The organism is Cupriavidus numazuensis, from assembly GCF_905397435.1.
Classification (GTDB): Bacteria; Pseudomonadota; Gammaproteobacteria; order Burkholderiales; family Burkholderiaceae; genus Cupriavidus; species Cupriavidus numazuensis.
On the sequence record NZ_CAJPVI010000010.1, the window covers coordinates 32,052 to 46,176 of the forward strand.

Genomic DNA, 14,125 nt, shown 5'->3' on the forward strand with positions numbered 1-14,125 from the left:
CCCCATCCCGATCCGGAGACACAACGATGTACGCAAGGACCGCCCCACCCGACGCCGCCGCGCCACTGCGCCTGCACGGTGTCGACCACACCGCCCGGCCCACCTGGCGCCTGAAGGAAACCGTCACGTTCTATCGCGACATTCTCGGGCTGCCGCTGATCCATACGATCTCGGCGCGCGGCTGGGGGCCTTCGACGCACCCCGATTTCCTGCACTTCTTCTTTGACAGCGGCAAGGGCAGCACCATCGCGTTCTTCTACTACCTTGGCAGTGACGCGCCCGAAGCGCTTGCGGGCCGCGACACGCGCCCGCCGCTGCCGGACGATCACGTGTTCGATGCCACCCACACGGCGTGGCTGGTCGACACGCAGGAAGAACTGCTGGCGTGGAAGGCGCGCCTGGAAACGCGTGGCGTGGTGGTGTCCGCGGAAACCGCGCACGAGGTGATCGAATCGATCTACTTCCGCGACCCGAACGGCTACTTCATCGAGATCACGCGCAAGCTGCGGACGCTGGCCGCGCTGGATGCGCGCGACGCCGACGCGACGCTGGCCGCTGCCATCGAACTGGAAGACGAAGCCCGTGCTGCGCAAAAGCGCGTGACGTCGATCGACGATATCTGGGTGCGCAAGGCAGAGATCATTGGCCGACGCCTGAACCTGGAGCAGGAGTGTCACGCATGAGCCAGTCCACCCTGCGCATTTTTGTGCTGAACGTGCCCGAGTTCGCATCACTGACCGAAGCCGCGCGCCGCTTGCCGGCATGCCGCCTCAGCGACGTTGGCGACTACACCGTGATCGCCTCCGATGAGCCCGTCGAGTTCGGGCGCCGCGCACTGGGCCTGAAGCCCGCTGTCTGGTATGGCCTCTTTACCGGCGGCCTCGACGGCAGGATCGAGCGATTCGACCGCGATATCGTGCGCATCGTGCCGCGCGATGCCGCGGCGCAATGAGTCCCGGAGGCCATCATGACCGGCATTCATTTCCCGATTGAAGGCGTGGCGTACTGCCCGCCGGCAGACGCTGAACGGTACTTCAAAAGCGGAGCATGGGTCGACGATACGCTCGGCGGCGCACTGCGCAAGACCGCACGGCGCGCACCGGACCAGGCCGCGTTCATCAGCGACGAGCGGACGATCACGTTTGCAGAACTCGATGCGCTCAGCGAGCGCCTCGGTGCCGCGCTGCACCAGTTCGGCCTGCTTCCGGGCGACCGCGCCATCTTCCAGATGGGCACCACGATCGACTCGGTCATCGCGCTGATGGGCTGCTACAAGGCAGGCGTCGTTCCCGTATGTGCGGTGCCGCAATACCGTGAAGTCGAGATCGGCCAGCTTTCCGCGCAGTCGGAGCCCCGCGCCTACTTCGTGCAGGCCGATTTCAGTGCGTTCGACCTGACCGGCTTTGCCCGCGGCATGGCGCAGCGCCACCCGTCGATCGAACACCTGATCGTGGCGCGTGGTGGCAGTCCTGCAGCACAGGGCCAGGTTGCCGAACATGGCATGGATGCGCTCATCGATACGATCCCCTACGAGCAGGCTGTCGAAGTGCTGGCCGGCGTTCCGATCGGCAGCGAGGACGTGCTCAGCTTCCAGTTGTCCGGCGGCACGACCGGCGTACCGAAGATCATTCCGCGCTTCCATGCCGAGTATATCGGTCATGCGCTGGCCTGCATGCGCCAGCTCGGCCAGACCGCGCAAAGCCGGCTGATCTGGTCGCTGCCGCTGCTGCACAACGCGGGACAGGTCTACGTGCTGGTACCGGCGGTGGCGGGTGGCATGACGTCGGTGCTGATGCCGCGCGTCGATATCGCGCGCATGCTGGAACTGATCGAGCAACATCGCGTCACGCACGGCATGTCGATTGGCCCGGTCGCGCCGCAGATGATCGCGTACCAGGACATCGCGCGGCACGACCTGTCGTCGCTGCAGCTGTTCGGCACGATGACGCGCGCCGACGCGCTCGAAGCACATCTCGGCGTGCCGTGCTTCAACCTGTTCGGCACCACGGAGGGCTTGCTGCTCGGCGGCGGCGCGCGGTTCCCAGCCGCGATGCGGCATCGCACCCAGGGTTTCTCTGGTTGCCCCGATGACGATCTCCGCCTGCTGGTACCCGGCACGGACGAGGCTGCAGCGCCGGGAACGCCGGGCGAACTCTGCTTCCGCGGCCCTTCCAGCCTGCGCGGCTACTACAAGGCGCCGGAAGCCACTGCGCAGTCGCTGACCGCAGAGGGATTCGTGCGCTCCGGCGACCTCATGACCGAGCACGTGATCGACGGCTATCGCTGCTTCGCATTTGAAGGCCGCTTGCGCGACAACGTGAACCGCGGCGGCGAGAAGATCGGCTCGGAAGAAGTGGAGGCGTATGTCAGCCGGCATCCGGCAGTGGCGGATGCCAAGCTCGTCGCGATGCCGGATCCGCTGTATGGCGAGAAGGGTTGCATCTACGTGATCCTGCGCGCCGAGCACGTAGCGCCCGATGTGGCGGAACTCGCGGCATTCCTCGTGGAGCAAGGCCTCGCAAAGTTCAAATGCCCCGAACGAATTCAAGTGGTCGCCGAGTTTCCGGTGACGCGGGTCGGCAAGGTCGACAAGGCCACCCTGCGCGCCATGGTCGCGCGCCAGCTCGAAAGTGAAACCACCGAAGTGGGAAGGAAGTCAGCATGAAGAGCCGTACCTACCGAATCGGGCAGATCGTGCCCAGCTCCAACACCACGATGGAGACCGAGATTCCCGCCATGCTGCGTGCACGGGAACAGATCCTGCCGGAGCGCTTCACCTTCCATTCGAGCCGCATGCGCATGCACCGCGTGGTGCGCGAGGAACTGGAAGCAATGAACCGCGAGGGACTGCGCTGCGCCGCGGAACTTGCCGATGCGCGCGTGGACGTGATGAGCACCGCGTGCCTGGTCGCCATCATGGCAATGGGCCCCGGCTACCACCGCCAGGTCGAGCAGGATCTGCTGCGCGTGGCGCGCGAGAACCACTGCGAGGCACCGGTCATGACATCGGCCGGCGCGCTGGTGGCTGGACTGAAGTCTATGGGCGCGCGCCGCATTGCGCTGATGGCACCGTACATGAAGCCGCTGACGCAGGCCGTCGTGCAGTACATCGAGCATGAAGGCATCGAGGTGCTGGATGCGTTGTCGTTCGAAATCCCCGACAACCTCGAAGTCGGCCGCCGCGATCCCATCCAGTTGCTTGATGACGTCAAGCGGCTGAACACGGCCAATGCCGACGTCGTCGTGTTGTCCGCCTGCGTGCAGATGCCATCGCTGCCGGCCATCCAGGCCGCGCAGGATGCCATTGGCCTTCCGGTCACGTCCACCGCGGTCTGCACGGTGCGCCAGATGCTCGAGCACCTGGACCTTGCCCCCATCGTCCCCAATGCTGGTGCGGTTCTGGCGCCGGCTAGCAAGTAAGAGGCTTACCATGAATGTCGCCGTCATCGGAGGCGGGCCCGCCGGCCTGTACTTCTCGCTGCTGCTCAAGCAGCGCCACCCTGAAGACCACATCGTTGTGCACGAGCGCAACGAAGCAGGCGCCACGTATGGATGGGGAGTCGTGTTCTCCGACATCGCGCTGTCGTTCCTGCAGGACGCCGATCCGGCGTTCTTCGAGAAGTTCACCGCACATCACCAGCGCTGCGACCATATGGAGGTCATCCACCGTGGCGTGGCGGTGCCGTTGCGCGGCAACCATTTCTCGCGTACCTCGCGCATCGACCTGCTGCGCGTGCTGCAGGACGCGTGTACCGAAGCCGGTGTCGAGATTCGCTACGGCAGCCGCGTGAACGATCCGGCGGAGTTGCCCGATGCGGACCTGATCGTGGCAGCCGACGGCATCAACAGCGAGGTGCGCACGCGGCTCGCCGAACATTTCCAGCCGAGCTTCGAAGTTCGCCGCAACAAGTTCGCTTGGTACGGTACGCATCAGCTGTTCCATCCTGTTTCGCTGATCTTCCGCGAAACCGAGTACGGCGTGTTCATCGCCCACTCGTACCAGTACAGCGAAGAGCTGTCGACGTTCCTGGTGGAGGTGGACCCGGATACCTGGCACCGCGCCGGACTGGACATGGCAACCGAGGAAGAGAGCCGCGCGTTCTGCGAGAAGGTGTTTGCCGACGATCTCGGCGGTCATTCACTGCTCGGCAATCGCTCGAACTGGTTCCAGGCCAGCGTGGTGCAGAACGCGCACTGGTCGCACGGCAAGGTGGTGCTGCTCGGCGACGCGCTGCGCAGCGTGCATTTCTCGCTGGGCTCGGGCACCCGCATGGCCATGCAGGATGCCATCGCGCTGTGCGATGCGGTCTGCGCGCATCGCGACGACGTGCCGGCTGCGTTCCAGGCATTCGAAGATTCGCGCCGCGATGCCTCGGCCAAGTTCCAGGACGCGGCCCGCCGCAGCCTGGACTGGTATGAATCCGTCGACCGCAAGATGCATCTCGACCCTGTCGCGTTCGCATACGACTACATGCTGCGCACGGGCCGCGTGACGCACGAAGACCTGCGCGAGCGCGACCCCGAGTTCATCGCACGCGTGGAAGCCGCTGGCAACGCCGCGTAGTCCTTCACCGAAGCACAAACCCGCAGTATCCGCACAAGCCGCAGCATAGCGGCTGTGCGCAGACAATCCCAGGAGACAACATGACCGCCCCATCCGCCCCCAACGGCGCGGCTAGCGTGCCTGCGCGCAACGCCGTCAACGTCCGCGAGTTCATCGACGCCGCGCGGCTTTCGCCCTTGCAGTTGCGCATCATGCTGCTGTGCTTTGCGATCGTCGCGCTCGACGGCTTCGACATCGCCATCATCGGCTTTCTCGCGCCCCATATCCGCAGCGAATGGTCGCTGTCCATGGTCGCATTGGGACCACTGTTCTCGGCCGGCCTGCTCGGGCTGATGACCGGTGCCTTCCTCTGCGGGCCGCTTGCCGACCGCATTGGCAGGCGTCGCGTGCTGATCCTGTCGGTCGCGTGGTTCGGCGCGGCGTGCGCCGCCTCCGCGGTGGCGCCCGGCATCGGCTGGCTGATCGCGCTGCGCTTCCTGACCGGTCTTGGCCTTGGCGGTGCCATGCCCAATGCCATCACGCTGACGGCGGAGTTCAGCCCTTCACGTCGGCGGGGAACCTTGCTGACCGTGATGTTCTGCGGGTTCTCGCTTGGCTCGGCGATCGGTGGCGTGGTGACGGCCTACCTGATCGACCAGGTCGGCTGGCGTGGTGTGCTCGCGCTCGGCGGTGCGCTGCCGCTGGCGCTCGTGCCTGTCCTCGCGCTGGCATTGCCGGAATCGGTGCGCTACCTCGCCACGCGTGAAGGCATGCAGGCGCGGATTGCCGCCATCCTGACGCGCATTGACGCGCGCCGGATCACGGCCGACATGCACTACGTCGCCGACGAACCCGAAGGCCCCGGCTCGCCGGTCAGCCAGTTGTTCGCACCGCGCTACCGGATGGGAACGCTGTGGCTCTGGCTCGCATTCTTCTGCAGCCTGCTGTTGCTGTACCTGATGATCAACTGGCTGCCGATCCTGGTCCAGCGCAGCGGCCTTTCGCTGAAGGAGGCATCGATGCTCGCAGGCCTGCTGCAAGGCGGCGGCGTACTCGGTGCCATCGTGCTGGGCATGCTGCTGGACCGGTTCAATCCGTATGCCGTGGTGGCCGGCGCCTACACGCTCGGCGCGATCTCGGTGGCATGCCTCGCTTCCGTGAGCGCACCGCTGGCGATGGCCGCGGCGATCTTCGTCACGGGCTTCTGTGTCAGCGGATCGCAAGTCTGCGCCAATGTGCTGGCGTCGGCGTTCTATCCGACGTCGAGCCGTGCCACCGGCGTGGCATGGGCGCTCGGCATCGGGCGCGTGGGCGCCATCGCAGGCTCGCTCGGCGGAGCTGTGTTGCTGTCGGCGGGATGGAGCAATGCCGCGCTCTATTTGCTGCTGGCGATCCCGGCTGTCGTCGCGGGCATCGGCATCTTCCGGGTCGGTCGCGTGCAGGCCGCACTGGGTGCGCGGGAGCGGACCGCTCCGGAGTTCGGGCGGATCGATGCTGCCGCCGAGATCAACAGCTAGAGAGCCAATGCACAGGAACAGGAATATGCACGTCAAGTTGCGCAATCTTCTCGCGGGCCTGCTCGCGCTGATCGGACAATGTCTGTGGTTTCCTGCGGCGGCCCATGCCGCGGACGGTGCCGTGGCGTCGGCGCCTCCCGCGGCTGCGGCCTATCGCACAAGCCTGGTGTTGCTCGGAACTGCCGGTGGCCGGACCTCTTACAACGGCTCGCACCTCGCCGGCATCTCGTCGGCGCTCGTCGTGGACGGTGACGTCTACCTGGTCGACTTTGGCGAGGGATGGCTGCGGCGATACCTGCAGGCAGGGCTGGGGAAGATGCCTGGCAAGCCCGGTCTGTCGTCACTGCGGGCCGCGTTCATCACGCACCTGCACGCCGATCATGTGGTGGACTATCCGTCGTTGTTCCTGTTCGGTACCACCGACGGGCTGGTTGCGCGGAAAGCGCCGGTGCGCGTGTTCGGCCCCGGCCCGCGTGGATCGCTGGTGCCTGTGGCTGGCGCAAACCGCGGCAAGGTACCGGTCATTCACCCTGAAGATCCGACGCCGGGAACGGTCGCCATGACCGAGTCGATCTATAAGGCGTTCGCCAACGACATCAACGACAACATCCGCGACAGCCAGAAGCCGGACCCCCACACGCTGGTCTCGGTGGAGGACATCAGGTTGCCGGCAGGTCTGGTCGTGCATCCCGATCAAGATCCCGCGCCCGACATGCAGCCGTTTCCCGTCTATCAGGACGAGAAGGTGAAGGTCACGGCAATCCTGGTCAGCCACGCTCCGGTGTATCCGTCGTATGCATTCCGCTTCGATACGGCGGATGGCGCCGTGGTGTTCTCCGGCGACACCAGCCCGAGCCGTAACCTGATCCGTCTCGCCCAAGGCGCCGACATCCTGGTGCACGAGGTCATCGATACGAAATGGATCGACGAATTCCTGCCAAAGCCGCGCAACGCGGCGCAGGAAGCGAAAGCGCGCCATCTGCTCGAAGCGCATACCGCCGTGGAAACCGTAGGCGGCGTTGCGCAAGCTAGCGGCGTGAAGACGCTGGTCCTGTCGCACCTGGCGCCCGCCGACAGCACGGAAAGCCGTTGGCGGCGCGCGCAGGAGGGATTCTCCGGACGCGTGGTGGTCGGCAAGGACTTGATGTGGTTGGGTGTCGGTGCGCCCGTGTCCGTTGGCAAGTCGCAATAGCTCTCGCTTGCGCGGCCCCGGGATCACGATTGGAATTGGACAGGAAGAGATCGGTCGGAGCCGCGCTGCCCTTTGGCTTGCCGTGGCTCGGCGCCGCGCGTCAGTTCTCGATGGGGAACGGAAACAGCAATTGCTTTTTTCCCTAGCCGGTCCTGCCGCTCTGCTGCAGCAGCCACAGGCGAAAGGTGCGCGCTACCGAGGTCTCCACGCGATCCCGCTGCCATAGCGCGTAGTAGCCTCCGCCCAGCGTGGCGCTGGCTTCGCAGGCGCGCACCAGGCTGCCGTCCTCAAGGCAGCCGTCGATCATGTGCCGCCAGCCTAGCGCGATGCCATGACCTTCCGTAGCCAGTTGAACCAGCATCGGGTAGGAGTTCGACACGAGCGTGTGGCGCAGGCGCGCCTTGGCGAGACCATTTTGCGCCAGCCACGCAGGCCATGACATCCACTGGCGCTGCGCATCCTCGAGGACCAGCAAAGTTTCGCCGGGCAGGTCCGTGACCGACAGCCGCCGCCGGCGCAGATACGCAGGCGCGCATACCGCCATCACTTCTTCGTCATAGAGCCGTTGCGCAGCCAACCCTTGCGGGGGCCCCTCGCGCAGGTAGTACAGAGCGACGTCGAAGCTGGTGTCGACCAACGACGTGAGGCTGTCGTTGACGACCAGTCGGAACTGGACATCCGGGTGCTCGGCACGCAAGCGCGACAGGCGCGGCGCCAGCCAGAGCCGGGCCACTCCCGAAGACGCTGCCACGGTCAGCTCGGTCCCGCCCTTGCGACGCATCACGCTTTCGGTGGCTTCGGCGCAGTCAATCAGCAGGCGCTGTATCTGCTCGGCGTACTGCTGGCCGCTGACGGTGAGGCTAAGCGCGCGCGGCCCGCGCTCGAACAGCTTCTTGCCGAGGAAGCGCTCGAGTTGCGCAACCTGCCGGCTGATCGCGCTCTGTGTCAGGTGAAGCTCCGCGGCGGCACGCGTGAAGTTGCCATGTCGCATGGCCGCCTCGAAGGCGACCAGACAGGAAAGAGGCGGAAGCGGAGAGATGCGCATGGGGTGGCCAGCCGACGTGAGTCCACTGTCCATCATACGGCGAAAGCACGGAATCAGCGCTGGCGCTCGTGGATGCGGCCACCTTGCAAGACCAGTTCGATGTGCTCGCCCTGGCCGCACAGCAGGGAGATGTCCCGCAGCGGATCACCGTCGACAACGAGAATATCCGCCAGCGCACCGGCAGCCACCGTACCCAGCTCTCCCTCGCGCTGCAGCACTGCGGCGGCGATGGAGGTGGCGGAGCGGATGGCCTCAAGGGCACCGAGCAGCGCCGCGCGAATGCGGAACTCGTCCGACTGGTAGTGGTGCATCTCGCCTAGCAAATCGGAGCCGAATGCCATCGGCACGCCGGCCTCGGCGTAGATCCCCAGCGACGTGCGCCCGGCCTCGCGCACCGTTTCAATCTTTGCCACCGATTCGGGTGGCAAGCCGAGGCGTGCGCCGTCGCGCGCCAGCGCGTCATAGGTGACAAGCGTCGGCACGGCGAAGGCGCCGTGGTCGCGCATCACGCGGGCCGCGGCCGCATCCACGAGGTTGCCATGCTCGATGGTGCGGACGCCGCAGCGGACTGCCCGTGTAATGGCGCGCCCCGTGTAGGCGTGTGCCATCACATAGGTCTGCGCCGCCTCGGCCTCGGCCACAATGGCGCGGATTTCATCTTCGCTGTACTGGGTGTTGCCGATGGGATCCGTGGGAGACGCCACGCCGCCGGATGCCATGATCTTGATCTGGGTCGCGCCTTTCTGGATTTCTTCCCGCACGGCCAGCCGTACCGCGTCGACGCCGTCCGCCACGCGTGCGATGGCGCCCGCGCGGAAGGCGCACGAGCACGGCTCGAGCACATCCGAGCGCGGGCGGAAATCGCCATGGCCGCCGGTCTGCGACAAGGCTTTGCCGGAGGGAAAAATGCGCGGCCCGGGAATCAGCCCCGTGGCGATGGCCTGCGACAGGCCCCAGTCGGCGCCGCCGGCATCGCGTACCGTGGTGAAGCCGCGTTCGAGCATCGCCTTCATGATCGGCATGGCACGGAAGGCCACCAGCACGTTGGGCTGGACGGCATTCACGCCCAGGTTCGCGAGCGAGGCGAGAACGTGTACGTGGCAGTCGATCAGGCCCGGCATGACAGTCTTGCCGGTGACATCGATCTGCCGCGCATGCGGTGCCACGATGCCTTGTTCCGAGACTTCGACGATGCGCTCGCCTTCAATCAGCACATCGGCGCGGGACAGGGGCTTGCCATGGGCAGGGTCAAGGACGCTTCCGCCTTTGAGGAGGATCTGGTTCATGATCGATCTTGGTTCAATCGCGGAGGTAGGCTGGCTCACGCACGAGCAGTGTGCCGGCAAAGCTGATGGCAGCCGCGATCATCACGTAGATTGCCGGGGCCATCGTGCTGCCGGTGGCAGCGATCAGCCACGTGATGATGAAGGACGCGAAGCCGCCGAAAATGGTCACTGCCAGGTTGTACGCCACGGACAGGCCGGTCGACAGCACCTTGGCCGGGAACAGTTCCGCGAAGGCCGCGAGAATCGGGCCGGTGTATCCGGCAATCAGCACGCCGAAGACGAATTGGAACACCAGCAGCGAGAACAGGCCCGGCATGAGGTTGATGTAAACGTACATGGGCCACGCCAAGACGAAGATCAGCAGCGCCGAGCCTGAAAGCAGCTTGCGCCGGCCGAATCGGTCAGCCAGCCGGCCGACCAGCGGCGCGAACACCAGGATGGCGAGCCCGCCGACCATGCCGGCAATGAAGCCCGACGACTGCGGCACCTTGAGCACCTTTACGGCGTAGGTCGGCATGTAGAACAGCAGCACATAGGTGCACACCGTCCACAGGATGACCATTGAAAAGCTCGCTGCCGTCTGCCGCGGGTAGTGGCGCAGCACTTCCGCAAGCGGCGACTCGACCTTGTCCTTGGCCTCCCGGAAGGTGGGCGTCTCGTCCAGGTGGTGGCGGATGTAGTAGCCGACCGGGCCAATCAGCATGCCGATCAGGAAAGGCAGACGCCAGCCCCAGCTATTGAGCGCCTCGACAGGCAGCGAGGCGGTGACGAACGTGCCGACGGCGGCGCCAAGCAGCACGGCCACGCCGATGCTCGCCTGTATCCAGCTCGAATAGTAGGCACGCTCGCGTTCTGGCGCGTACTCGGTAAGGAAGGCGGTTGCGCCGCCCATTTCGCCGCCTGCGGAAAAGCCCTGGAGAAGGCGCGCCAGTACGATCAGCAGCGGCGCGAAGACGCCCACTTGTTCATAGGTCGGGGCAATGCCAATCAGGGTGGTACCGGCCGCCATCAGCAGGATGGTGAGCGATAGTGCTGCTTTGCGTCCGACGCGGTCGGCGTAGATGCCGATCACAATGCCGCCCACGGGCCGCATGAAGAAGCCCACGCCGAAGGTAGCGACGGCCAGCAGCAGCGACGAAAGTTCGTTGCCGGTGGGAAAGAACAGCTTCGCGATAATGACGGCGAAAAAGCTGTAGACGGTGAAATCAAACCACTCGAGACCGTTTCCGATCACGGTGGCGACGATGGCGCGTCGTCGCTGGCTGGCGCCGATTGGCGCGACCATGGTGTCAAGGGTTGTGTTGGCTTGCATGTCCTTCCACTCCGGGCTATGGGTACCGCTACCAGGCCGCGCGCGGCTCGCGCATGAGGCGGCGGTGGCACGAGGCAATCCGATGGTAGTTGTCGCCCTCATGACAGCGAAACGATATCTGTGCATGGAGGTATGCGTGCAGCGCATGGATACCGAGGCATCGTGGCATCGGATCGACAGCGTTTCCACGCCCCGCCTGGGCTGGCGGGCGGCCATCCGTACGCGTCGCGCCGCGGCTCAAACTGGTATGCACCAATGCATTCCTAGGGAAAACACTTAGGCGACCAGACTGTGGGCCACGCGGGCCTTCGGGCGGAATGGTGGCGCCTCACAGCGGGAAATGCGAATCGTGCTCCGGCGGCCGAGGTACCGTGTTTTGCCATGCGCACCGCGCATGCATGCCCAGCATAAGTGCCGACATGGTTTTCCCCAACCACCCTCGCCGTTGCTTGCGCCCCGGGCATTGCGTATGCCACCGTGCATCCAGTGCTTCATGAACGGAAGGAAATCCAATGATCGCCTACGGGACCCGGGCGCGCGCGGAAGCAACCCGGCGCGCCATTCCGCTGCGCTTCGACGGAGCAGAACCCAGTGTCTTCCACAAATCGGAGTGGATGGATGCGGGACAGGACCCGCACCTGTCGCCCACGATCTTCCTCGTCGAGCAGCCGCCGAATTCAGTCGCGCCCGCGCATTTCCATCGACAGAACCAGTTCCAGCTTTTCATCGAAGGCGATGGATCGATCGGGCGGCATCCGCTGGAGCCGCTGACGGTCCACTACGCGGGCGCCTATACGGGCTATGGTCCGCTGGTTGCCGGCGCGAGCGGGCTCAAATACTTCACGATTCGCCCGGTGTACGAAAGCGGACTCATCCCGATCAGCGACCGGGACAAGATGGTTCGCGGGCCGAAGCGGCATGCGCAGGTCGGCCCCATCGCGGCAGCGTCCACAGACAGCCTGCAAACGTTGTCGGCGCCTGTCTTCGACGACGTTCTCCCCGTTGCCGAAGACGGACTGGGTGTGGTGGTAGCGAAACTTCCACCGGGCGCCGCGTTGGTAGCGCAACGCCCCGCGCATGCCGGCGATCCCTTCCTTGTGGTGTTGGCAGGATCGTTGCGCAACGGCGAGCAGGAACTCGGCCGCTGGGAAAGCGCATTTGCCACGAGCGACGAGGCGTTAACCGACTTTACTGCGGGCCCTGAGGGGGCGCAGGTCGCGTTGCTCTACACACCGCAGAAGGCATCCGCCTACATGCCTGCGACCGCGGACGGTGGTCAATGCTGATGTGAAGACGGCGCACGCAGATCGGGAACCGTGACAGCCACCACTTCGGTCGCCAGGATCTTGTGATTGGGATCGGCAAGCTCCAGTCGGACCTTGTGCGGTCCCGCCGGAAGGCCCACCACGATGACAGGGTCCTCGCTGGTATGCGCCCATGTCGCGGGGCCCTGATCGACAGTCACATGCAAGTGACCGACGCGCGGCGACACCTGCGCGGCGGCCTTGCCGAAGACGGGAATGACGCGGAAATGCTCGGTCCGGAACTGGACGATCACGACACCGCGGGCCAGCGGCTCGGGTAGCGGCGCGTACGCAAGCAGGCTGGGCGCCGGCTCCGAGTCGAGCGGAAGAATTGCCGGCGGGCGGACGGTGTCTGGGGACGTTTGCGCAAAGGCCGTCACACAGAAGGCGGTGCCGACGGCGATCAGCAAATATCGGGGCAAGGTTCGCATGGTGTGTTTCCAGTGAGGGACAAGGATGCATTCACGTGTGATTCGGCGTGAATCGCACCGCTGCGAAGAATAGGCACATGGAAACCTGCGCGCGCGGGCTTTTTGTACGCCAATGTATCAAGCGGGATTGGGAAACATGACGATACGTTTGATGCGTGCCGCGGCTACAGCCGCGACACATCCTGTCCCTTTAATGCTCGTCAGGCAGCCGACGCTGTTCCACCGGAAAGCGTCGGCTGCCATCGGCTCACGAAAAGGCGACAGGCATGACAACGCAATCCATTTCACATCGATCGATCCGGCTGGCAGGAACCGCCGCCGCGGCACTGCTCATGGGCACCACGGCAGGCCACGCGGCAGATAGCACCACAGCTCGCACGACAAGCGCGCAGGAGATCCGGCCGGCACTGGACATTGGCCGACTCGATATCAGTCCAGACATCCAGCTGCGGCGGATGGTGGTACGCAATGCCAGCGCCAAGGGAACCGTGCTGCTCCTGCATGGCTTTCCGGAGACCGTGCTTGCGTGGCACGACGTCGCGCTGAAACTTGGCACCGACTACGAGGTCCATGCTTTCGACTGGCCAGGCTACGGCGAGTCATCGCGTCCTTCCGCAGACAGGTTTTCCTATGCACCGCGCGACTACGCCAACGTCCTGAAAAGCTACGTCGACGCAGCCGGGATCGACAAGCGCAACCTCGTGATCTATGCGACGGATATCGGTGCCCTGCCTGCACTCCTTGCCGCGATCGACGACCCGGCCATTGCCAGGCGCATCATCGTCGGCGACTTCGCGCCGTTCAACCGGCCCCAATACATGCAGGAGCGCCTGCAGGGATTGAAAGACCCGAAGTCGGCGCCGGCCGTGCGGGCGGCCTTCAACCAATCACGCGACGAGATTCTCGAGAACGCCTTTAGCCGAGGCCTGCCTGCCCCCTCGCAATACAAGCTGAGCGCGGAGTACAAGGCCGACCTGGCGCGCGGCTGGAATAACGGAACGCTGACATCGGCGGACGCCTTCTACCACTACTACGCTAACTTCACGCGTGACCAGAACGCCTTCGAGGCAACCCTTGCGAGGCTCCAGACACTCGTCACGGTGGTGTGGGGTGAGCAGGACATCTACATCCGAAAGGAAATGGGCGCCGAGCTGGCACAGAGGCTGAACGCGCCGTTGCATGTCTTGTCCGGCGTGGGTCACTATCCGCATCTGCAGCAGCCGGAACACACCATCGACGAAGTGCGCGCGTCGTTCGAGTGAGCAGAAGACGCCGCATCCGCCCGGCCTGCTTCGAGAAAAAGCCGGGCGCTCCTCCACGCCCGATTGTTGCGCGGGCGCCCTCCCCACAAGAGTAGGGCGGCCGGAAGTGGGGCCCCGAATTCGTCGGTCTGCTACGCTACCCCCAAAGCCGTACCAAAAGCCTGGCGTCATGATCAGGCGAAGATATGAATCATCAGGCACAAGGGGGGAGCCTAACCGTGCATGCGTCTGTC

13 protein-coding genes are annotated in these 14,125 nt (G+C 65.1%); 9 read left to right on the forward strand and 4 right to left on the reverse strand.

The genetic code is table 11. The features are described from left to right. Window positions 1-26 precede the first annotated feature (26 nt). The 7 genes from KHO41_RS09930 to KHO41_RS09960 all read left to right on the forward strand — a co-directional run bounded on the left by KHO41_RS09930 (window position 27) and on the right by KHO41_RS09960 (window position 7,252). A complete protein-coding gene (locus KHO41_RS09930) occupies window positions 27-683 on the forward strand; it encodes a VOC family protein (protein WP_211953115.1) in 657 nt (218 codons plus the stop codon). Next, window positions 680-952 (forward strand): hypothetical protein, encoded by a 273-nt coding sequence (locus KHO41_RS09935; protein ID WP_211953116.1) that lies wholly within the window; start codon window positions 680-682, stop codon window positions 950-952. The genes KHO41_RS09930 and KHO41_RS09935 overlap by 4 nt, the downstream gene beginning before the upstream one ends. A 15-nt stretch (window positions 953-967) precedes the next feature. Then, entirely contained in the window at window positions 968-2,665 is a 1,698-nt protein-coding gene (locus KHO41_RS09940) for an AMP-binding protein (RefSeq protein WP_211953117.1), read from the forward strand. Next, window positions 2,662-3,420 carry a maleate cis-trans isomerase family protein gene (locus KHO41_RS09945; RefSeq protein WP_211953118.1) on the forward strand — a complete coding sequence of 253 codons (759 nt, stop codon included), beginning with the start codon at window positions 2,662-2,664 and terminating at the stop codon, window positions 3,418-3,420. Before KHO41_RS09940 ends, KHO41_RS09945 begins: the two co-directional genes overlap by 4 nt. A gap of 10 nt (window positions 3,421-3,430) precedes the next feature. Then, window positions 3,431-4,564, forward strand: coding sequence for an FAD-dependent monooxygenase (locus KHO41_RS09950; protein WP_211953119.1), 1,134 nt, complete (start codon window positions 3,431-3,433; stop codon window positions 4,562-4,564). Window positions 4,565-4,644: 80 nt separating this feature from the next. After that, complete coding sequence (locus tag KHO41_RS09955) at window positions 4,645-6,060, forward strand: MFS transporter (RefSeq protein WP_211953120.1); 1,416 nt, start codon at window positions 4,645-4,647, stop codon at window positions 6,058-6,060. Between the two features lie 25 nt (window positions 6,061-6,085). Next, the gene (locus KHO41_RS09960; RefSeq protein ID WP_244873770.1) at window positions 6,086-7,252 is read left to right on the forward strand and encodes an MBL fold metallo-hydrolase; all 1,167 of its coding nucleotides are present in this window, start codon (window positions 6,086-6,088) and stop codon (window positions 7,250-7,252) included. A 142-nt stretch (window positions 7,253-7,394) separates the two neighbouring features. On the opposite strand, the gene KHO41_RS09965 is transcribed toward KHO41_RS09960, so the two are convergent. From KHO41_RS09965 to KHO41_RS09975, 3 genes are read right to left on the reverse strand one after another with little or no spacing between them, the layout of a single operon-like run. After that, on the reverse strand, window positions 7,395-8,297 hold the full coding sequence (locus KHO41_RS09965) for a LysR substrate-binding domain-containing protein (protein ID WP_211953121.1): 903 nt from the start codon (window positions 8,295-8,297) through the stop codon (window positions 7,395-7,397). Between the two features lie 53 nt (window positions 8,298-8,350). Next, a complete protein-coding gene (locus KHO41_RS09970; protein WP_211953122.1) occupies window positions 8,351-9,583 on the reverse strand; it encodes a metal-dependent hydrolase family protein in 1,233 nt (410 codons plus the stop codon). 13 nt (window positions 9,584-9,596) lie between these two features. After that, complete coding sequence (locus KHO41_RS09975; RefSeq protein WP_211953123.1) at window positions 9,597-10,895, reverse strand: MFS transporter; 1,299 nt, start codon at window positions 10,893-10,895, stop codon at window positions 9,597-9,599. 512 nt (window positions 10,896-11,407) lie between these two features. On the opposite strand from KHO41_RS09975, the gene KHO41_RS09980 reads away from it, so the two are divergent. Beyond that, on the forward strand, window positions 11,408-12,181 hold the full coding sequence (locus KHO41_RS09980) for a cupin domain-containing protein (protein ID WP_211953124.1): 774 nt from the start codon (window positions 11,408-11,410) through the stop codon (window positions 12,179-12,181). Here KHO41_RS09980 and KHO41_RS09985 read toward each other — a convergent pair. Further along, entirely contained in the window at window positions 12,172-12,630 is a 459-nt protein-coding gene (locus KHO41_RS09985) for a DUF6130 family protein (RefSeq protein ID WP_211953125.1), read from the reverse strand. The genes KHO41_RS09980 and KHO41_RS09985 overlap by 10 nt on opposite strands. A gap of 266 nt (window positions 12,631-12,896) precedes the next feature. Between KHO41_RS09985 and KHO41_RS09990 the strand changes: the two genes are divergently transcribed. Next, window positions 12,897-13,892 (forward strand): alpha/beta fold hydrolase, encoded by a 996-nt coding sequence (locus tag KHO41_RS09990; protein ID WP_211953126.1) that lies wholly within the window; start codon window positions 12,897-12,899, stop codon window positions 13,890-13,892. The last annotated feature ends 233 nt before the right edge of the window (window positions 13,893-14,125 follow it).

What these genes read in the sequence shown, in the direction of transcription:
- KHO41_RS09940 (WP_211953117.1), top strand. Translation starts at nt 968, where the DNA reads ATGACCGGCATTCATTTCCCGATTGAAGGCGTGGCGTACTGCCCGCCG.
- KHO41_RS09980 (WP_211953124.1), top strand. Translation starts at nt 11,408, where the DNA reads ATGATCGCCTACGGGACCCGGGCGCGCGCGGAAGCAACCCGGCGCGCC.
- KHO41_RS09985 (WP_211953125.1), bottom strand. Translation starts at nt 12,630, where the DNA reads ATGCGAACCTTGCCCCGATATTTGCTGATCGCCGTCGGCACCGCCTTC.
- KHO41_RS09935 (WP_211953116.1), top strand. Translation starts at nt 680, where the DNA reads ATGAGCCAGTCCACCCTGCGCATTTTTGTGCTGAACGTGCCCGAGTTC.
- KHO41_RS09955 (WP_211953120.1), top strand. Translation starts at nt 4,645, where the DNA reads ATGACCGCCCCATCCGCCCCCAACGGCGCGGCTAGCGTGCCTGCGCGC.
- KHO41_RS09930 (WP_211953115.1), top strand. Translation starts at nt 27, where the DNA reads ATGTACGCAAGGACCGCCCCACCCGACGCCGCCGCGCCACTGCGCCTG.
- KHO41_RS09945 (WP_211953118.1), top strand. Translation starts at nt 2,662, where the DNA reads ATGAAGAGCCGTACCTACCGAATCGGGCAGATCGTGCCCAGCTCCAAC.
- KHO41_RS09965 (WP_211953121.1), bottom strand. Translation starts at nt 8,297, where the DNA reads ATGCGCATCTCTCCGCTTCCGCCTCTTTCCTGTCTGGTCGCCTTCGAG.
- KHO41_RS09970 (WP_211953122.1), bottom strand. Translation starts at nt 9,583, where the DNA reads ATGAACCAGATCCTCCTCAAAGGCGGAAGCGTCCTTGACCCTGCCCAT.
- KHO41_RS09975 (WP_211953123.1), bottom strand. Translation starts at nt 10,895, where the DNA reads ATGCAAGCCAACACAACCCTTGACACCATGGTCGCGCCAATCGGCGCC.
- KHO41_RS09990 (WP_211953126.1), top strand. Translation starts at nt 12,897, where the DNA reads ATGACAACGCAATCCATTTCACATCGATCGATCCGGCTGGCAGGAACC.
- KHO41_RS09950 (WP_211953119.1), top strand. Translation starts at nt 3,431, where the DNA reads ATGAATGTCGCCGTCATCGGAGGCGGGCCCGCCGGCCTGTACTTCTCG.
- KHO41_RS09960 (WP_244873770.1), top strand. Translation starts at nt 6,086, where the DNA reads ATGCACGTCAAGTTGCGCAATCTTCTCGCGGGCCTGCTCGCGCTGATC.